A 20306-nucleotide genomic window follows, 5' to 3' on the forward strand; every position below is an offset into this window, starting at 1 on the left:
GGATGGCGATGAGTGACTCCGACGTCAAGCTGGTCGAGGCGCTACGGGCCTCGCTGAAGGAGACGGAACGGCTCCGCGGCGAGCACCGCAAAATCATCGCCGCCCAGCATGAGCCGATCGCCATCATCGGAATGGCGTGCCGTTATCCGGGTGGGGTGACCTCGCCGGAGGATTTGTGGCGGCTGGTGTCCGATGGTGTGGACGCGATTTCGGATTGGCCGGCTGATCGTGGCTGGGACGTGGAGGGGTTGTTCGATCCGAGTGGGGAGCGGCCGAACACCAGTTATGTGAAGTCGGGTGGGTTCCTGCACGAGGCGGCGGAGTTCGACGCGGGGTTCTTCGGGATTTCGCCGAACGAGGCGCTGGTGATGGATCCGCAGCAGCGGTTGCTGCTGGAGACCTCGTGGGAGGCGATGGAGCGGGCGGGCATCGACCCGGGCGCGTTGCGGGGGTCGGCGACCGGGGTGTTCGCCGGGATGATGTATCACGACTACGCCGCGAACGCGAACACCGGATCCATCGCTTCGGGCCGGGTGTCGTACGTGTTCGGGTTCGAGGGCCCGTCGGTGACGGTGGATACGGCGTGTTCGTCGTCGCTGGTGGCGTTGCATCTGGCCGGGCAGGCGCTCAAGTCGGGGGAGTGTTCGCTGGCGTTGGTGGGTGGTGTGGCGGTGATGGCCACGCCGGAGGCGATCATCGAGTTCTCTCGCCAGCGGGGGTTGTCGCCGGATGGGCGGTGCCGGTCGTTCGCGGCCGGGGCGGATGGCACGGCGTGGGCCGAGGGCTGTGGTGTGCTGCTGGTGGAGCGGTTGTCGGACGCGCGGCGGCTCGGCCACCGGGTGCTCGCGGTCGTTCGCGGTACGGCGGTGAACCAGGACGGCGCCTCCAACGGGCTGACCGCTCCGAACGGCCCGTCGCAGGAGCGGGTGATCCGCCAGGCGCTCGCGAACGCCCGCTTGTCGGTGAGCGACGTGGACGTGGTCGAGGGTCACGGCACCGGCACCACTCTCGGTGATCCGATCGAGGCGCAGGCGGTGCTGGCGACCTACGGGCAGGACCGCCCGGAGGAGCGGCCGCTGTGGCTGGGATCGTTCAAGTCGAACATCGGTCACGCCCAGGCCGCCGCTGGTGTGGGCGGGGTCATCAAGATGGTGCAGGCGATCCGGCACGGGGTGCTGCCCAAGACGCTGCACGTGGACGAGCCGTCCCCGCACATCGAGTGGTCGGCCGGCCAGGTCGAACTGCTGACCGAGGCGATGCCGTGGCCGGAGGTGGACCGCCCCCGCCGCGCGGCGGTGTCGTCGTTCGGCATCAGCGGCACGAACGCCCACGTCATCATCGAGCAGGCCCCCGCCGACCTCGCCGCCTCTGATGTCACTGTCGCCGAGGCCCCCGCCCCCACCCCGATCGAGGGCGAGGGCGAGAGCACGGCCCCGGTGGCCTGGGTGCTGTCGGGCAAGACGCCGGACGCGCTGGCCGGGCAGGCGGCCCGGGCGCTTGCCTTCGTGCAGGACAACCCCTCACTCGGCATCGCCGACATCGGCTACTCGCTGGCGACGACGCGCACGTCCTTCGAGCGGCGGGCCGTGGTGACCGGCGGCGACCGCGCCACCCTGCTGGCGAGGCTCGCCGCGGTGGCCGAGACCCGCACCGCACCCGGGGTGGTGCAGGGCATCGCCCGCTCCGGTGGCAAGATCGGCATGCTGTTCACCGGTCAGGGCGCCCAGCGCCTCGGCATGGGCCACGAACTCCACGCGGCCTTCCCGGTGTTCGCCGAAGCCTTCGACGCCGTCGTCGCCGAACTGGACACGCATCTGGACCGGCCGCTGCGTGAGGTGATCTGGGGCGCCGACCCCGGTCTCGCCGACCAGACCGCGTACGCGCAGGCCGGACTGTTCGCCGTCGAGGTGGCGCTGTTCCGCCTCCTTGAGTCGTGGGGGGTGCGGCCGGACTACCTGGCCGGTCACTCCGTCGGTGAGCTGGCCGCCGCGCACGTCGCCGGGATGCTGTCGCTCGCCGACGCGTCCCGCCTGGTCGCGGCCCGGGGCCGGCTGATGCAGGCGCTCCGGCCCGGTGGGGCGATGGTCGCCGTCCAGGCCACCGAAGACGAGGTGACCCCCCTCCTGACGGGCGGGGTGGACATCGCCGCCGTCAACGGCCCCCGCGCGGTGGTCATCTCGGGACAGGAAGCCCCGGTGATGGCCCTCGCGGCACAGTTCGCCGACCGGGGACGCAAGACTCGCCAGCTGCGGGTCTCCCACGCCTTCCACTCCCACATGATGGACCCGATGCTGGCCGGCTTCGCCGAGGTGGCCGGCACGGTGTCGTTCGACGCGCCGCGGATCCCGATCGTGTCCACGGTCACCGGCGCCCTCGCCGGTGAGGAGCTGGGTACCCCGCGATACTGGGTGGACCAGGTGCGCGGCGCGGTGCGGTTCGCCGACGCGGTGACCACGCTGGCCGCCCAGGGGGTGACCCGGTTCGTGGAGCTGGGCCCGGACGCGGTGCTGACCGCGATGGCCCAGCAGACCCTCGACGAGGCGGCCGACGGCGCGGTGTTCACCGCCACCATGCGGGCCGAGCGGCCCGAGCCCGGCACCGTCGTCGCCGCCCTCGGTCAGCTGCACACCACCGGCGTGCCGGTCGACTGGCAGGCCTTCTACGCCGAGACCGGCGCCACCCGCGTCGACCTGCCCACCTACGCCTTCCAGCGCGAGCGCTACTGGCTCGACACCTACGATTACCTGTCCGAGTCCTGGGCGGCCGACTACGTCGGCAACCTGTCCTCCGCCGGGCTGGAGGCCGTCGAGCACCCGCTGCTCGGCGCGGTCATCCCCCTGCCCGACTCCGGGGGCCTGGTCCTCACCGGCAGGCTGTCGGTCCACACCCACCCGTGGCTGGCCGATCACCAGGTCTACGGGAACGTCCTGCTGCCGGGCACCGGATTCGTGGAGATGGCCGTCCACGCCGGGGACAAGGCCGGCTGCCCGATCCTGGAGGAGCTCACCCTCCAGGCGCCGCTGGTGCTGCCGGAGGGCGCCTACCGCGACGGCCTGGCGGTGCAGGTCGTCGTCGGGGCCGCGGACGACGCCGGCCGGCGGCCGCTGCTGGTGCGGTCCCGCCCCGACCACGACGCGGAGAGCTGGACCGTACACGCCCAGGGTGTGCTGGCCGAGGGACCGGACGTCCGCGGGGAGTCGCTCGAACAGTGGCCGCCGCCGGGCGCGACGCCGATCGACGTGCGGGGCGCGTACGAGGAGCTGCTCGCCGCCGGCTACGGCTACGGCCCGACCTTCCAGGGGCTGCGGGCGGCCTGGCGGCGCGGCGAGGACCTGTTCGCCGAGGTCGCCCTGCCCGACCAGGCGCACCAGGACGCCGCCCTCTTCGGGCTCCACCCCGCCCTGCTCGACGCGTCGATGCACGCGATCCTGGTGGACGGCGACGGGCGGGGCGAGGGCGAGACGGTCCTCCCGTTCGTCTGGGGCGGCGTGTCGCTGCACGCCACCGGCGCGCCCGCGGCGCGGGTACGCCTCACGCCGTCGGCCACCCGGGGCCTGGCGCTGAACGTCGCCGACGCGACCGGCCGGCCTGTGCTCACGGTCGCGTCGCTGGTGTCCCGGCCGGTGTCGGCCGACCAGCTCAGCGCGACGCGGGACGTCGCCGACGAGGCGTTGTTCGGCATCGAGTGGAGCCCGTCGCCGGCCGCATCGGACGACACGAACTGGGCGGTTCTGGGCACGGGCCCGTTCCCCGACGGCGTGCCGGTCGTCGAGAGCCTCCGGGTGCTCGCGGACGCGGCCGTCGTGCCCGGCGCCGTGGTCTGGCAGGCGCCGGACGCGCCCGCCGCGGACGTTCCGTCCGGCGTCCGGTCGGTGACCACCGCCGTGCTGGAGATCGTGCAGGAGTGGCTGGCCGAGGACCGGTTCGCCGACGCGAGGCTGGTCGTGGTCACCCGGGGCGCGGTCGCGACCGGGGAGGCCGGCGACCTGGCGCTGGCCCAGGCGCCCGTGTGGGGCCTGGTGCGGGCCGCGATCGCGGAGAACCCTGGCCGGTTCGCCCTGCTGGACGTCGACGACCACCCCGGCTCGCCCGGCGCGGTCGCCGCCGCGGTCGCGTCGGCCGAGCCGGAGGCCGCGATCCGGGCCGGCGAGGTCTTCGTCCCCCGGTTCACGCGGCCCCCGCGGCCGGCCGAGGCGACCGCCCCGGCGCTGGACCCCGAGGGCACCGCGCTCATCACCGGCGGCACCGGCGGCCTCGGCGGGCTGCTCGCCCGCCACCTGGTCACGGCGTACGGCGTGCGCTCGCTCGTGCTCACCAGCCGGCGGGGCCCGGACGCGCCGGGCGCGGCGGAGCTTCGCGACGAGCTCACCGCGCTCGGCGCCGAGGTGACCATCGCCGCGTGCGACGCCGCCGACCGCGACGCGCTGGCCGAGGTGCTGGCGGCCATCCCGGCGGAGCGTCCACTGACCGCCGTCGTGCACGCCGCCGGCGTCGCCGACAACGGCCTCGTCGGCGCGCTGACCCCGGAACGGCTGGCCGCCGTGCTCGCCCCGAAGGCCGACGCCGCGTGGCACCTGCACGAGCTGACCAAGGACCTCGACCTGGCCGCGTTCGTGCTGCTCTCCTCGGCGGGCGGCATGGTCCTCGCCGCCGGTCAGGGCAACTACGCCGCCGCGAACGTCTTCCTCGACGCGCTGGCCACCCACCGGCACGCCTGCGGCCTGCCCGCCACGTCGATGGCGTACGGCCTGTGGGGTGTGGACGCCGGTCTCGGCGCGCTGCTCAGCGACGCCGACCTCACCCGCATGCGGCGCATGGGCTATCCCGCGCTCACCGCGGAGGACGGTCTGGCCCTCTTCGACGCGGCCCTCGCCGCCCCCGGCGCCGTACGTGTGCCGCTGCGCATCGACCCGGTGGCCCTGCGCGCCAAGCCGGAGCAGCTTCCGCACCTGCTGCGCGGCCTCGTGCGGGTGCCGATCCGGCAGGCGGCCCGTTCGGGCGGCGGCGAGGCGCTGCGGCAGCGGCTGGCCGGGCTCGGCGAGGCGGAGCGCTCGGCCGCGCTGCTCGACCTGGTGAGGTCGACCGTCGCGGCGGTGCTCGGCCACACCTCGGCCGACGCGATCGAGGCGGACCGCGCGTTCCAGGAGCTCGGCTTCGACTCGCTGTCCGCGGTCGAACTGCGCAACGTGCTGGGCGAGGCCACCGGGCTGCGGCTGCCCGCGACCCTCGTCTTCGACTATCCCAGCGCGCTCGCGGTGGCCGAGCACATCGGCGAGACGCTCAGCGGCACGCGGGACGAGGCCGGCGTCGCCGTGCGGGCGCCGCTCGACGACGAGCCGATCGCGATCATCGGCATGGCCTGCCGGTATCCCGGCGGGGTGGCCTCGCCGGAGGACCTGTGGCGGCTGGTCACCGACGGCGTCGACGCGGTGGGCGAGTTCCCCGCCGACCGCGGCTGGGACGTCGAGGGCATCTACGACCCGGAGCCGGGCGTCCCCGGCAAGACGTACGCCCGCCACGGCGGGTTCCTGTACGACGCGGCGGAGTTCGACCCCGGCTTCTTCGGGATCTCTCCGAACGAAGCGGTGATGATGGACCCGCAGCAGCGGTTGCTGCTGGAGACTTCCTGGGAGGCGTTCGAGCGCGCGGGCATCGACCCGGGAGCGCTGCGCGGCAGCAGGACCGGGGTCTTCGCCGGGGTGATGTACCACGACTACGGGCAGGGCGTCGGCGTCGCCAGCAGCAGCGGCGGCAGCCTCGTCTCCGGCCGGGTGGCCTACACCCTCGGGCTGGAGGGACCGGCCCTCACCGTGGACACGGCGTGTTCGTCGTCGCTGGTGGCGTTGCATCTGGCCGGTCAGGCGCTCAAGTCGGGGGAGTGCTCCCTGGCGCTGGCCGGCGGAGTCACCGTGATGTCCGAACCGGCCATGTTCATCGAGTTCTCCCGGCAGCGGGGGCTGTCGCCGGACGGCCGCTGCCGGTCGTTCGCGGCCGGCGCCAACGGCGCGGCCTGGGCGGAAGGCGCCGGACTGCTGCTCATGGAGCGGCTGTCGGACGCGCGCCGGCTCGGGCACCGGGTGCTCGCCGTGATCCGGGGCTCGGCGGTGAACCAGGACGGCGCGTCCAACGGGTTCACGGCACCGAACGGCCCCTCCCAGCAGCGGGTGATCCGCCAGGCGCTGGCCAACGCCAGGTTGTCGGTGAGCGACGTGGACGTGGTCGAGGGTCACGGCACCGGAACCTCCCTCGGTGATCCGATCGAGGCGCAGGCGGTGCTCGCGACCTACGGGCAGGAGCGCCCGGAGGATCGGCCGTTGTGGCTGGGGTCGCTGAAGTCGAACATCGGGCACGCGCAGGCGGCGGCCGGTGTGGGCGGGGTCATCAAGATGGTGCAGGCGATCCGGCACGGGGTGCTGCCGAGGACGTTGCACGTGGACGAGCCGTCCCCGCACGTGGAGTGGTCGGCCGGTCAGGTCCGGTTGCTGACCGAGGCGATGCCGTGGCCGGAGGTGGACCGTCCACGCCGGGCGGCGGTGTCGTCGTTCGGTATCAGCGGGACCAACGCCCACGTCATCATCGAGCAGCCCCCTGCCGACCTCGCCGCAGCCGATGTCACTCCCACCGAGGCACCCTCTCCGGACATGGTCCAGGGTGTGGTGCTCGCCGATGGCGCCGACGACTCGCAGCCAGAGGCCGCAACGCCGGTGGCGTGGGTGGTGTCGGGGAAGACGGCGGACGCGTTGGCCGGTCAGGCGGCGCGGGTGCTTGGCTTCGTGCAGGACCGCCCCGCTCTGAGTGTCGCGGATGTCGGGTTGTCGCTGGCGATGACGCGGGCGGCGTTCGAGCGGCGTGCGGTGGTCACCGGTGGGGACAGGGCCGCCCTGTTGGCGGGGCTGGCGGCGGTGGCGGAGGGCCGCACCGTTCCTGGGGTGGTGCAGGGTGTCGCCCGATCTTCGGGGAAGGTCGGTGTGCTGTTCACCGGTCAGGGCGCCCAGCGCCTGGGCATGGGCCGGGAGCTGCACGCGGCGTTCCCGGTGTTCGCCGAAGCGTTTGACGCGGTCGCGGACGCGCTGGATGCGCATCTGGATCGGCCGTTGGGGGAGGTGATCTGGGGCTCCGACGCCGAGGCGGCCGATCAGACGGCGTACGCGCAGGCGGGGTTGTTCGCGGTGGAGGTGGCCCTGTTCCGCCTCCTGACCTCGTGGGGGGTGCGGCCGGATTACCTGGTCGGTCATTCGGTGGGTGAGCTGGCCGCCGCGCATGTGGCGGGGATGTTGTCGCTTCCGGACGCGTGCCGTCTGGTGGCGGCGCGGGGCCGGTTGATGCAGGCGCTCCCTGCGGGTGGGGCGATGGTCGCCGTGCAGGCCACCGAGGACGAGGTGATCCCGCTGTTGACGGGCGGGGTGGACATCGCGGCGGTCAACGGGCCGCGCGCGGTGGTGGTGTCCGGGCAGGAGGGCCCGGTGCTGGCTTTGGCGGCGCGGTTGGCGGAGCAGGGGAGGAAGACGCGCCGGTTGCGGGTCTCCCACGCCTTCCACTCCCAGCTGATGGAGCCGATGCTCGCCGACTTCGCCGAAGTGGCGGAGTCCCTGGACTACGGGCGGCCGTCGATCCCGATCGTGTCCACGGTCACCGGCGGCCTCGCCGACACCGAGTTCGGGACCGCTGAGTATTGGGTGGGTCAGGTGCGGGGTGCGGTGCGGTTCGCCGACGCCGTGACCACCCTGGCTGAGCAGGGCGTGACCCGGTTCGTCGAGCTGGGCCCGGACGCGGTGCTCACCGCGATGGCCCAGCAGACCCTCGACGAGGCAGACAGCGCGGTCTTCACGGCCACCATGCGGGCCGGACGCCCCGAGCCGGGCACGGTCGTCGCGGCCCTGAGTCAGTTGCACACCGCCGGCGTGCCGGTCGACTGGCAGGCCTTCTACGCCGAGACCGGCGCCACCCGGGTCGACCTGCCCACCTACGCCTTCCAGCGTCAGCACTACTGGGTGCCGCCGAACCGCGACGGCGTGAACGCGGAGTCGGCCGGGCTCGCGACGGTCGAGCACCCGCTGCTCGGCGCCGCGATCCCCGCGCCGGACTCGGACGCGGTGGTCTTCACCGGCCGGCTGTCCGTGCGGAGTCATCCGTGGTTGGCCGATCATCAGGTGTTCGGGAGTGTGTTGTTGCCGGGGACCGGTCTGGTGGAGCTGGCGCTGCATGCGGCCGAGCACACAGGGTGCGGCCAGGTGGAGGAGTTGACGCTGGCGGCGCCGCTGGTGCTGCCGGCGGCCGGGTCCGGTGAGGGCGCGGTGCAGGTGCAGGTGGTGGTCGGCGCCGCCGACGACGACGGTCGCCGTACGGTGGCGATCTACTCGCGGGCCGCGCAGGCCCCGGCCGACCTGCCCTGGACGCTGCACGCCGAGGGCATCCTGGCCCCCGGCTCGGCCACCACGAACACGACCGATGCGAACCTGGCCGGTGCGGATCTGAGCCAGTGGCCTCCGGCCGAGGCCACCGCGGTGGACCTCACCGACGCCTACCCGATCCTCAACGAGCGCGGCTACGGCTACGGCCCGGCCTTCCAGGGACTGCGCGCGGCCTGGCGGCACGGCGAGGAACTGTACGCCGAAGTCGCCCTGCCCGACCACGAACACCAGGACGCCACCCTCTTCGGACTCCACCCCGCGCTGCTCGACGCCGCCATGCACGGGCTGAGCTTCGCCGTACCCGACGAGGCGGACGACGCGCAACGCACGCTGCTGCCGTTCGCCTGGCACGGGGTCGCGCTGCACGCGGTGGGCGCGCGGGCCCTGCGGGTGCGGCTGACCTGGCTCAGTGAGAACACGCTGGCGCTGGACATCGCCGATCCGGCCGGTACGCCGGTCGCCTCGGTCGAGCGCCTGACGCTGCGGGCGATCTCGCCGGAGCAGCTGGCCGCGAGCCGGCCGGGCGGGCTTGAAACGCTGCTGCGCCCGGAATGGAGTGAGCTGCCCGGCACGCGGGCCGAACCGGCCACCGACGCCTGGGTGGCGGTCGGCGGCGACGAGTTCGGCCTCGGCATCCCTGTCGTGGACGACGTCACCGGGCTGGCCGCCCTCCCGGCGGCGCCGGAGGTGGCGATCTTCCGCTGCCCCGCCCCGGAGACCGGAGACGTCCTGGCCGGCGTCCGCGGCGCGGCGGACGCCGTGCTGACCATGGTGCGGGACTGGCTCGCCGACGAGCGTTTGATCGACGCCCGGCTGGTCGTGGTCACCTCGGACGCCGCGCCCGCCGCGCTCACCGTCGACCCGGGGCTGGCGCCGGTCTGGGGTGTGCTGCGGGCCGCGCAGGCGGAGAACCCGGGCCGGTTCACCATCCTCGACCTGGACGGCACCGAGACTCCCGCGGTGGTGGCCCAGGCGGTCGCGTCGCGGGAGCCCGAGGTGATCGTGCGGAACGGCGTGGCCGGCGTGCCGCGGCTGGTGCCCGTCCCGGCGGCGGCCGAAGCGCCGGAGTCGCCGTGGCGTCCGGACCGCACCGTGCTCGTCACGGGAGGCACGGGCGGGCTCGGCAGTCTCGTCGCGCGGCATCTCGTGGTGCGGCACGGCGTACGGCACCTGGTGCTGACCAGCCGCAGCGGCCTCGCCGCCGCGGGCGCCCCGGAGCTGGTCGCCGAGCTGTCCGCGCACGGCGCGACGGTCACCGTCGCCTCCTGCGACGTCTCCGACCGCGACCAGCTGGCCGGGCTGCTGGCGGGCGTGCCCGCCGAGCACCCGCTCGGCGGCGTGGTGCACGTGGCCGGGATCGGCGACAACGGCCTGGTGTCCACGATGACGCCGGAGCGGCTGGACGGCGTGCTGCGGCCCAAGGCGGACGCCGCCTGGCACCTGCACGAGCTGACCCGCGACCTGGACCTGACCGCGTTCGCGCTGTTCTCCTCGGCCGGTGGCCAGGTGCTCGCCGCCGGGCAGGCGAGCTACGCGGCGGCCAACGTCTTCCTGGACGCCCTGGCCGTCCACCGGCACGCGAGCGGCCTGCCGGCCACCGCGATGGCGTTCGGCCTCTGGGACGTGGACACGGGGCTGAGCCAGTGGCTCAGCGACACCGACCTGCACCGGCTCCGCCGCCAGGGTCTGCCGCCGCTGACCGCCGAGGAGGGCCTGGCGTTGTTCGACGCGGCGCTGGCGTCGCCGTACCCGGCGCTCACGCCGCTGAGCGTCGACCGCGCCGCGCTCCGCTCCCGCCCCGGGGAGCCGCCGGCGCTGCTGCGCGGCCTCGCCGGCACGGGGCGGCGCCGGGCGAGCGTCGGCCAGGCCGACCCGGGCGCGTTCCGCGACCGGCTGGCCGGTCTCGGCGAGCCGGAGCGGAAGGCCGCGCTGGAGGACCTGGTGCGGGGGGTCGCCGCCGTGCTGCTGGGCCACGCCGGGGCGGCCGACGTCGACCTCGACAAGGACTTCCTGGAGTCCGGGTTCGACTCGCTGTCGGCGATGGAGCTGCGCAACGGCCTCAACGCGGCCACCGGCCTGCGGCTGCCGCCGATGGTGGTGTTCGACAGCAAGACGCCGCGGGAGCTGGCGGCGTACCTGCACGACGAGATGGCGGTCACGCCGGCCGGCGCCCCCGCGCCGGGGGCGGCGGCCACGCCGGCGGCGGGGGAGCGGGCGCCCGACACGCTGAGCGCCCTGTTCCGCGCCGCGATCACCGACAACCAGGTGGCGGGGGCGTTCGACCTGCTGCGCGCGGTGTCCAACCTGCGGCCGAAGTTCAGCACCCCGGCCGACCTCGGCGGGCCGATCCCGGCGGTGCAGCTCGCCGACGGCCCGGCGCGGCCGCGGCTGATCTGCCTGTCGACGCCGATGGTCACCGGCGGCGTCCACCAGCACGCCCGGCTCGTACGGCACCTCACCCCGCGGCACGTCTCGGCCATCCCGACGCCGGGATTCACGGCCGGCGACAGCCTTCCCGCGACGCCGGAGGCGGGCGTGCTCGCGCTGGCCGAGGCCGTCATCGCGGCGGCCGGGGGCGAGCCGTTCGTGCTGCTCGGTTACTCCTCCGGCGGCACCCTCGCCCACGCGACCGCCGCGTGCCTGGAGGAGCGGTACGGGACCGCGCCCAGCGGCCTGGTCCTGCTCGACACCTTCAAGCTGCACGAGGGCGCCGGGCAGGCGATCCCGATGCAGCGGCTCGCGGCCGGCCTGTTCGACGTCGAGGAGATGTTCGGCGGCTTCGACAGCGCCCGGCTGTCCGGCATGGGCTGCTGGTTCGACATGCTGCCCGACCTCGACATCGGCACGGTGTCCGCGCCGGTGCTGTTCGCGCAGTGCACCGAGTCGTTCCTCGGCCCCGAGCCCGAGGACGGGTGGCAGGCCACGTCGTGGGACGCGGCCCACACCGTACGGCAGGTGCAGGCGAACCACTTCACCATGATCGACGAACGCGCGCATGTCACGGCGCGGGTCGTCGACGAATGGCTGCAGTCCATTTCCGGCTGAGCCGAGTTTCGATTTATTCGGGTCCAGCTGATCCGAGTTCCGGCTGATTCGAGGAATAACAATGGCTCTCGCGCCGAACGCGAAGGGCACCGTGCCCTTCGGTGAATACCGGACGTGGTATCGGGTGACCGGCGATCTGCGGGCGGGCGTGCCGCCTCTGGTGGTCGCGCACGGCGGTCCCGGCAGCACCCACGATTACCTGCGCAATATCGCCGAGCTCGCCGGGTACGGCCGTCCGGTCGTCCACTACGACCAGCTGGGAAACGGCGGCTCGACCCGCCTGCCCGGCCGGGGCGCCGATTTCTGGACTCCCCAGTTGTTCCTGGACGAACTGGAGAATCTGCTGGTCGCGCTCGGCATCGCCGGCGACTACACGCTGCTCGGCCATTCCTGGGGCGGCGTGCTGGCCGCGCGGCACGCGGCGACGCGGCCCGCCGGCCTGCGCGGGCTGGTCATCGCGAACTCCCCGGCGTCGTACCCCCTGTGGCTGCGGGAACTGGCGGTGCTGCGCCGCGCGCTCCCGCCGGACGTCGCGGAGACGCTCACCCGGCACGAGGAGGCCGGCACCACCGACAGCGCGGAGTACGTGCGGGCCGTGAAGGTCTTCAACGACCGGCACGTCTGCCGTCTCGACCCGCTGCCCAGGGACTTCATCGCCTCCCTGATGGAGATCCACGACGACCCCGCCGTCTACTACACGATGAACGGGCCGAGTGAGTTCCACGTAAACGGCACGCTGCGCGACTACTCCGTCGTCGACTGCTGCCCCGACATCGCCGTGCCCACGCTGCTCATCTCCGGCAGGCACGACGAGGTGACTCCGGCCGCCGTCCAGCCGTTCGCCGATCTCATTCCCGACGTCCGCTGGCAGATTTTCGAGGATTCCAGCCACCTGCCGCATCTGGAGGAGCCGGAGCGTTTCCTGCGGGTTGTCCGGGAGTTCCTGGAGAGCGTCCCGGACCGCGCTGCGACGCCCGTGCGGGCAGGCGATTTCTAAGGGCCTGCACGAATAATTAGGGGTATACCGGGTGACCGAATTCTATTTATCGTCAAGTGCTCGCAACAAGCAGACTCAGAAGATCGGAGGAACTTCGGCATGACGCTGCTTGCTGGCAGTTCCTTGGAGGTCGGGCGATTTCGCGCCTACGGCCCTCGTCATATCGATGAGATCGGTGACAGGTACGGGCTTTCCGGCGACGCCCGCGAGGCGATCCGGCTGATCTCGCTCGTCCTGCCGTTCCGGGTCAACGACTACGTCCTGTCCCAGTTGATCGACTGGACCCGCGTCCCCGACGACCCGATCTACCGGCTGGTGTTCCCGCAGCGCGGGATGCTGTCGGACGAGCAGGAGCGGATCCTGTCCGTGTTCAGCGCCACCGGCGACCGGAGCCGCCTCCAGGAGGCCGTCCGGACCATCCGCGCGGACCTCAACCCGCATCCGTCCGGGCAGAAGGAGCTGAACGTGCCCACCCTGGGCGACGTGCAGATCCCCGGCCTCCAGCACAAGTACCGCGAGACGGTCCTGTACTTCCCGAGCCAGGGCCAGACCTGCCACGCCTACTGCACCTACTGCTTCCGGTGGGCGCAGTTCGTCGGCGACGCGGACCTCCGCTTCGCCGCGCCGAACCCCGACCAGCTGATCACATACCTCGGCCGGCACCCCGATGTCTCGGACGTGCTGATCACCGGCGGCGACCCGATGATCATGACGACGGAGCGGCTGCGCGGCCACATCGAGCCGCTGCTCGCCGTGGACACCGTGCGCACGATCCGGATCGGCAGCAAGTCGCCCGCCTACTGGCCGTACCGGTACACCACCGACCCCGACGCCGACGACCTCCTGCGGCTGTTCGAGCGGGTGGTGGCCTCGGGCCGGACGCTCGCGGTCATGGCGCACTACAGCCACCCCCGCGAGCTGGAGACCGACGAGGCGCGCACCGCGCTGGCCAGGATCCGCGGCACCGGCGCGGTGGTGTACTGCCAGGCCCCGCTCATCAAGTACGTCAACGACGACGTGGACACCTGGGCCCGGCTCTGGCGGCTGGAGTTCGCCGCCGGGGCGGTGCCGTACTACCAGTTCGTCGAGCGGGACACCGGGCCGCACGCCTACTTCCGGGTGCCGCTCGCCCGCTCGGTGGAGATCTTCCACGGGGCGTTCCGCACGCTGCCCGGCCTCGCGCGGACGGTGCGCGGACCGGTCATGTCCGCGACCCCCGGCAAGGTGATCGTGGACGGGGTCGAGGAGACCCCGCAGGGCCGCTACTTCCGCCTGCGGTTCATGCAGGCCCGCCAGCCGTCGCTCGTCGGCCGTCCCTTCCGGGCGCACTACTCGCCGACGGCCGCCTGGCTCACCGAGCTCGAACTCGACCCGGACACCCCCGACGACATCATGACGGCCATCGACGGCGGGGCGGCCCGGATCGGGCGGTGGACGAGGGAGGCGGCCCATGCCCAGTCGTAGCGTCTCCCCGAACCTCGCGCTCGACCAACTCGTCGCCCGGCGCAGAGCCGAGGGCGCCGCCATCGTGCACCTGGGCTTCGGCGAGTCACGGCTGCCGGTCTTCCGGCCGCTGGTCTCCCGCCTGCTGGAGGGCGCGTCGCGCAACGCGTACGGACCGGTGGCGGGCTCCGCCGAGGCACTCGCGGCGGTGGCCGGCTACTTCACTCGCCGCCGCATGCCGACCGACGCCGACCAGACGGTGCTCGCGCCGGGCAGCAAACCGCTGCTGATGGCGCTGCAACTGGTGCTCCCCGGGGACGTCCTGCTGGCCAGGCCGTCCTGGGTCACCTACGCGCCGCAGGCGCGGCTGGCCGGCAAGAAGGTGTTCGGGGTGCCGATCCCGGACGAGTGCGGCGGCGTGCCGGAGCCGGAGGCGCTGCGCGAGACCATCCGGTCCGCGCGCGCCTCCGGGCACAACCCCCGCATCCTGGTCCTCACCACGCCGGACAACCCGACCGGCACGGTCGCCTCGCCGGCCCTCGTCCGCGAGTTGTGCGAGATCGCCGAGGGCGAGGACCTGCTGATCCTCTCCGACGAGATCTACCGCGACATCGTGCACGACCCCTGGCGCCCGGTGCTGAGCCCGGCGGAGGTCGTGCCGGACCGGACGATCGTGCTGACCGGCCTGAGCAAGAGCATCGCGCTCGGCGGCTGGCGGATCGGCGCCGCCCGGTTCCCGTCCGGCCCGTGGGGCGAGCGGATCCGCGACGAGGTGCTCGCGGTCGCCAGCGAGATCTGGTCGACCCTGGCGGGCCCCATGCAGGCCGTGGCGGAGTACGTGTTCGCCGAGCCGCCCGAGGTGGTGCGCCGCATCGCCGCGGACACCCGCCTGCACGGCGTCGTGGCGAACGCCGTCCACGAGATCATGGCAGGCGCGGGCGCGCTGTGCCGCCCGCCGACCGGCGGTTTCTACGTCTACCCGGACTTCGGACCGCTGCGCGAGAGGCTCGACTGGCACGGCGTCACCGACTCGGCGTCCCTGCAGCGGGTGCTGCTCGACGACTTCGGGGTGGCGGTGCTCGGCGGCCACCACCTCGGCGACGACCCCGGCGCGCTGCGCTTCCGCGCGGCGACCAGCATGCTCTACGGCCAGACCGCGGAACAGCGCGAGGCCGCGCTCTACGCCGAACGGCCCCTTTCCCTGCCGCATATCCGCGACGAACTCGACCTGCTCGAGGAAAAGCTGTCGGTGTTCGTCTCGTCTGGGGTCGCTAAGGGTGCCGCCGTGTTCTCCGCCGGTGTACGTTGAAATTCGAATCAGCCGCTATGTGAATGTGAGGAATGCCATGCCTGTCGACGGCAAGTGGGCGGTCGAAATGCAGAGCCCCATGGGCAAGCAGACCCTTTTCTTCGACCTGAAGTCGAACGGGGAGGAACTGGTCGGCGCGCTTACCGGAACCGATGAGCCGAACCCCGAGCTGCTGGAGGGCAAGGTCACCGGCAACGCCGTCACCTGGAAGCTCAAGGTGACCAAGCCCATGCCGATCAAGCTGAAGTTCACCGCCACGATCAACGACAGCACTCTGTACGGCCAGGTGAAGCCGGGCATGTTCCCCGGCTTCCCGATCACGGGCCGCCGCCTCTGAGCATGGACAGCGCCATCGTTTTTCCCGGCATGGGGCCGTGCGACTTCACGACCGTGGCCAGGTTCATGCTGGTCAACCCGGTCGCCAGGCGGCTGGTGGCGGTCGCCGGCGACGTGCTGGGATATGACCTCTTCGAACGCTACCGCGAGACGGGCGGCGACTATTCCGAATACGCGCAGGTCGCCTTCTTCGTCAACTGCGTGGCGCTCGCGACGTGGGCGCGGGAGGAGTCCGGCGTCGCGCCGGGCCTGTGCGCCGGAGCGAGTTTCGGCGGCAAGGCGGCCGCCGTCCACTCCGGCGCGCTGAGCTTCGCCGACGGGGTGCGGCTCACCGCCGAACTGGTGCGCTACGAGACCGAATATTTCGCGGCCGAGCACCCCGACGTGGTGACCCAGTCGTTCGTGCGGGTGCCGAAGGAGAAGCTGGCCGAACTGCTCGCCGAGATGGACGAACGCGGCGAGTGGTACGAGGTCTCCTGTCACGTCGACGACGACTTCCACATGCTGTCCGTACGGCGCGACGTGCTCGACGGGCTGCGCGGCCGGCTGCGGGCGCACGGCGGGCTTCCGCTCTACGTCATGGACCCGCCCCTGCACTGCCGCGCCTTCGGCGGCCTACGGGACAGGGTGGAGGCCGAACTGTTCCCCACGCTCACGTTCACGGACCCGGCGATTCCGGTCGTCGCGGACCAGGACGGTGGCGTACGGGACACCGCGGCCGGCGTCCGGGACATCCTGCTCGACGGGATCGTCCGCCCGGTCCGCTGGCCGGCCGTCGTCGGCACGCTGCGGGAGCGGGGCGTCACGAAGCTGTACGTCTCCGGTCCCGACCAGCTCTGGGGCCGGGTGGGCGTCACCACCCGCAACTTCGAGGTCGTCGCGCTCGACCCGCGCTGGGCCGTGCGTCCGCGCCGGCGGGACCGCGCCGCCCAGGAGCACCGCACGGCCCAGGAGCGCGGCGCCGCCCAACAGCGCGCCGCACAAGACACCCTCGCCCGAGCCGGGGCGAGCCCTTCCTAGAAGACCACCCCGTGGAGAGAGTCATCATGTGGGACGAGCGATTCGAGACCTTACTCCGCAAACACCTGCCGTTCCTGCCGGACGGGACCCAGCTCACGGAGAGCAGCGACCTGCGTGACCTCGGCCTCGACTCAATGAGCATGGTCGACCTGCTCGCGTCACTGGAGAGCACCTACCAGGTCCGCTTCCGCGACGACATGCTCAGCCTCGGCAACTTCGCCACGCCGGGCGCGCTCTGGGCGACGCTCAGCACGGTCACGTGACCGGCGTGACCGACGAGCACGCGCTGTACGCCCGGTTCCTGCGCGGGCTCGCGCTCGCGCCCGACCGCCCGGCCGTCAGGGACGGCGACCGGGTGCTCACCTACGCGGAGCTCCACGAGCACGCGCTCCGCCTGGCGGGCGCGCTGCTCGACGTCGTGGGCGCACGGCCGAAGGCGGTCGGCGTGCTGGCCGGCAAGTCCGTGGAGAGCTACGCCGGCATCCTCGCCGGTCTCTACTCCGGAGCCGCGGTCGCGCCGCTGCACCCGGACTTCCCGGTGGAGCGGACCCGGCGCATGCTGACCGCCGCGGACGTCTCCGTGGTGCTCGCGGACGGGCACGGGCGGCGGGTGCTCGACGAGATCGCCGCGTCGGGCACGGACATCCCGGTGATCGGCGTCGACCGGCCCGCCGCCGGGACGGCGCTCGACGCCCCCCTGCCGGTGGCGCCGACCGACATCGCGTACCTGCTGTTCACCTCCGGATCGACGGGCCGGCCCAAGGGCGTGCCGATCACGCACGCCAGCACCGCCCACTACTTCCGGCTGATGGACGAGCGCTACGACTTCGGCCCGGACGACGTGTTCTCACAGACGTTCGACCTGAACTTCGACTGCGCGATGTTCGACATGTTCTGCGCGTGGGGCGCGGGCGCGAGCGTCCACCCCGTGCCGGCCACCGCCTACCTCGACCTGCCGGCCTTCCTGGCCGAACGGCGGATGACCGTCTGGTTCTCCACGCCGAGCGGCATCGTCCTGGTCCGCAGGCGGGGCGGACTCACGCCCGGCTCGATGCCGACGCTCCGCTGGAGCCTGTTCGCGGGCGAGGCGCTGCGCGGGGACGACGCGGCCGGCTGGCAGGCCGCCGCCCCCGGGTCGACCCTGGAGAACATCTACGGTCCGACCGAGCTGACCATCACCGTCACCGGGCACCGCTGGTCGCCGGAGACCTCGCCGGGGCTGTGCGTCAACGGCCTGGCGCCGATCGGCGCGGTGCACGAGGGCCACGACTGGCTGCTGCGCACCGCGGACGGCGAGCACAGCGACACCGAGGGCGAGCTGTGCATCACCGGCCCGCAGCTGACCTCGGGATATCTGGATCCGGACGACAACGAGGGCAGGTTCCTGCGCCACGACGGCCGCGGCTGGTATCGCACCGGAGACCGCGTGCGGGTCCTGCCGAACGGCGAGCTGGTCTATCTGGGACGGCTGGACTCGCAGGTGCAGGTCCAGGGCTGGCGGGTGGAGCTCGCCGAGATCGAGCACGCCCTGCGCTCCTGCCCAGGCGTCCAGGACGCCGTCGCGGTGACGCGTACGGTCGACGGCACCACCGAGCTGGTGACCTTCTACACCGGCGTGCCCACCCGGCAGGCCGAGCTGGCCGGCCGGCTGCGCCGGGTACTGCCGTCCGGCCTGCTGCCCCGGGAGTACCGGCACGTCGAGGACTTCCCGCTGAACTCCAACCGGAAGATCGACCGGGCCCGCCTCGCCCGGGAGGCCGCCGCGATCGCCTGAACCGCCTGATCCTGAACCGCCTGATCGACCGAGGAACCCTCCCGAGGGCACGGCCCTCCCCGGTGGCCCCACCCCCAGCCACCGGGGAGGGCCGTGGCATGCCCACACACTCCCATCCCGGTGCCTATGTCCCCGTGCGACGAAGGTCCCCGCACGACCGGCCCGTACGACGAAGCGACCGGTCCTCGCGGCAGGCGCCTGACGCGAGGACCGGTCGCGGCTCGTGGCCCGGGCGGCTCACCCGTGCTGGGCGGCCAGCGCCAGGCGGTCCACCTTCCCGTTGGGCGTGAGGGGCAGCTCGCGCAGCTGCACGATGCGCTGCGGAGCCATGTAGTCGGGCAGCGTGGCCAGGCAGAACGCCTCCAGGTCGCGGTGCTCCAGCGCGGGCGCGCCGGGCTCCAGCACGACGAAGGCCGCGAGCACCGGATCTCCTCCCGGCCGCGGCAGCATGGTCGCCGCGGCCCCGGCGATGCCGGGGAACTCGAGGATCCGCCGCTCCACCTCGCCGAGCTCGACCCGGTTGCCGCGGATCTTCACCTGCGAGTCGGCCCGGCCGCAGAAGTACAGCTCGCCTGACTCGCCGAGATAGGCGAGGTCGCCCGTACGGAAGACCGGCTGGCCGGAGCGCGGGTTGAGAGGGTCGGGCACGAGCGCCCTCGCGGTCGCCTCGGGGTCGTCCCAGTAGCCGCTGAACAGGGCGGCGCTGCGCAGGTAGAGCTCGCCGACGACGCCGGGCGTGTTGATCGGGTTGCCCGACTCGCCGATCAGCATCAGGTCCGCGCCCTGGTGCGCGCGGCCGATGGACAGGCGCTTCTGGTCGGGCGGGAGCGGGTCGGGCACGTCGGTCAGGGAGGCGGCGATCGACTCCGTGCTGCCGAAGCAGTTCACGATCCGCACGCCGGGCAGCAGCTCCTGGATCCGCCGCAGCTCGGGAAGCGGGAAGTTCTCGCCGGAGTAGAGGATGCCGGAGATCCGGTTGAGCTCCGCGAGGGCGCCGGCCTCGTGCCGCAGCACCGGCCGCCAGATCGACGGCACCCCGTTGACCTGCGTGACCTGCGCGTCCCGCAGGAACCCGACGAACCGCCTGGGCCAGCGGAGCAGGTCGCGCGGCACCGGCACGACGGCGGCGCCGCTGCCGAGGGCGAGCGCGATGTCGAGCAGCGAGAAGTCGAACTGGAACGGCGACGTGGACGCCACCCGCCCGCCGGGCCCGACGATCTCGTGGGCCAGCATCCCGCGGAAGAAGGCGAGGGCCGCCCGGTGGCTCATCACCACCCCCTTCGGCCGGCCGGTGCTGCCCGACGTGAAGATCATGTACGCCGGGTCCGACGGGATCGGCGTGCGCCACTCGGCCCGGCGGCCCCGGGGTGCGGTGTCGATCCGCACCCCGTCGGGGCCGAACACCCCGGTCCCGACCTCCGGCGGAAGTTCGACCTCGGGCCGGTCGGCGGCGCGCAGGTAGAGCGCGGGCTCGGCCGACTCGACGATGGACAGCCGCCGGGCCCGCGGGGTCTCGCTGCTCACCGGGATGTAGGTGACGCCCCGCGCCGAGCAGGCCAGGAACATCGCGATTCCCGCCGCGGTGGTGTCCGACTCGAGCACGACGCGGTCGCCGACGTCGAGGTCCGCCGCGTCGAGCCCGGCAGCGTACTCCTCCACCCGGCGCAGCAGTCCTTCGTAGGTGATGACGTCGAATTCGCCGTCGCCGCGCGGCTGTATGACGGCTGGACTGTCCGGCGTCCATTCCGCCCATTGCAAGAGGAATTCGTGCAGCAGATCGTTACCCAGACGGATCCGGTGCAGAGACATATGGCCATGGATCACTATTTTTTGATAACACTCCACCGCGACTTCCGGCAACGCCGGGCGCCGCGACCGCGGGCGAAGTCTGGGGGCGATAGGGGTTATTGGGCGGGTGATTCCCTGTCTTATGGTTTGCCTAGATAGTGGGTGAGATGTGTCGCCTTTTCA

General features: G+C 72.8%; 9 protein-coding genes. 8 read left to right on the top strand and 1 reads right to left on the bottom strand.

Annotated elements, in window-relative coordinates; genetic code table 11:
• Positions 1-8 precede the first annotated feature (8 nt).
• From OG344_RS23540 to OG344_RS23575, 8 genes are all read left to right on the top strand, one after another.
• On the top strand, positions 9-11456 hold the full coding sequence (locus tag OG344_RS23540) for a type I polyketide synthase (protein WP_405084931.1): 11448 nt from the start codon (positions 9-11) through the stop codon (positions 11454-11456).
• A gap of 61 nt (positions 11457-11517) precedes the next feature.
• On the top strand, positions 11518-12453 hold the full coding sequence (locus tag OG344_RS23545; protein WP_405084932.1) for a proline iminopeptidase-family hydrolase: 936 nt from the start codon (positions 11518-11520) through the stop codon (positions 12451-12453).
• Positions 12454-12552: 99 nt separating this feature from the next.
• Positions 12553-13917, top strand: a complete 1365-nt coding sequence (locus OG344_RS23550) for a KamA family radical SAM protein (protein ID WP_405084933.1) — start codon at positions 12553-12555, stop codon at positions 13915-13917.
• Positions 13904-15205, top strand: a complete 1302-nt coding sequence (locus tag OG344_RS23555; RefSeq protein WP_405084934.1) for a pyridoxal phosphate-dependent aminotransferase — start codon at positions 13904-13906, stop codon at positions 15203-15205. Before OG344_RS23550 ends, OG344_RS23555 begins: the two co-directional genes overlap by 14 nt.
• Before the next feature lie 37 nt (positions 15206-15242).
• The gene (locus OG344_RS23560) at positions 15243-15542 is read left to right on the top strand and encodes a hypothetical protein (RefSeq protein ID WP_327045442.1); all 300 of its coding nucleotides are present in this window, start codon (positions 15243-15245) and stop codon (positions 15540-15542) included.
• A gap of 2 nt (positions 15543-15544) precedes the next feature.
• On the top strand, positions 15545-16561 hold the full coding sequence (locus tag OG344_RS23565; RefSeq protein ID WP_405084935.1) for an ACP S-malonyltransferase: 1017 nt from the start codon (positions 15545-15547) through the stop codon (positions 16559-16561).
• A gap of 11 nt (positions 16562-16572) precedes the next feature.
• A complete protein-coding gene (locus OG344_RS23570) occupies positions 16573-16824 on the top strand; it encodes an acyl carrier protein (RefSeq protein ID WP_405084936.1) in 252 nt (83 codons plus the stop codon).
• Complete coding sequence (locus OG344_RS23575) at positions 16821-18335, top strand: amino acid adenylation domain-containing protein (RefSeq protein ID WP_405084937.1); 1515 nt, start codon at positions 16821-16823, stop codon at positions 18333-18335. Before OG344_RS23570 ends, OG344_RS23575 begins: the two co-directional genes overlap by 4 nt.
• Before the next feature lie 237 nt (positions 18336-18572).
• Here OG344_RS23575 and OG344_RS23580 read toward each other — a convergent pair whose 3' ends face one another.
• Entirely contained in the window at positions 18573-20093 is a 1521-nt protein-coding gene (locus OG344_RS23580; protein WP_405084938.1) for an AMP-binding protein, read from the bottom strand.
• Positions 20094-20306: the final 213 nt, after the last annotated feature.

Source organism: Microbispora sp. NBC_01389, assembly GCF_045040095.1.
Lineage (GTDB): Bacteria > Actinomycetota > Actinomycetes > Streptosporangiales > Streptosporangiaceae > Microbispora.

What these genes read in the sequence shown, in the direction of transcription:
- OG344_RS23540 (WP_405084931.1), top strand. Translation starts at nt 9, where the DNA reads ATGAGTGACTCCGACGTCAAGCTGGTCGAGGCGCTACGGGCCTCGCTG.
- OG344_RS23545 (WP_405084932.1), top strand. Translation starts at nt 11,518, where the DNA reads ATGGCTCTCGCGCCGAACGCGAAGGGCACCGTGCCCTTCGGTGAATAC.
- OG344_RS23550 (WP_405084933.1), top strand. Translation starts at nt 12,553, where the DNA reads ATGACGCTGCTTGCTGGCAGTTCCTTGGAGGTCGGGCGATTTCGCGCC.
- OG344_RS23555 (WP_405084934.1), top strand. Translation starts at nt 13,904, where the DNA reads ATGCCCAGTCGTAGCGTCTCCCCGAACCTCGCGCTCGACCAACTCGTC.
- OG344_RS23560 (WP_327045442.1), top strand. Translation starts at nt 15,243, where the DNA reads ATGCCTGTCGACGGCAAGTGGGCGGTCGAAATGCAGAGCCCCATGGGC.
- OG344_RS23565 (WP_405084935.1), top strand. Translation starts at nt 15,545, where the DNA reads ATGGACAGCGCCATCGTTTTTCCCGGCATGGGGCCGTGCGACTTCACG.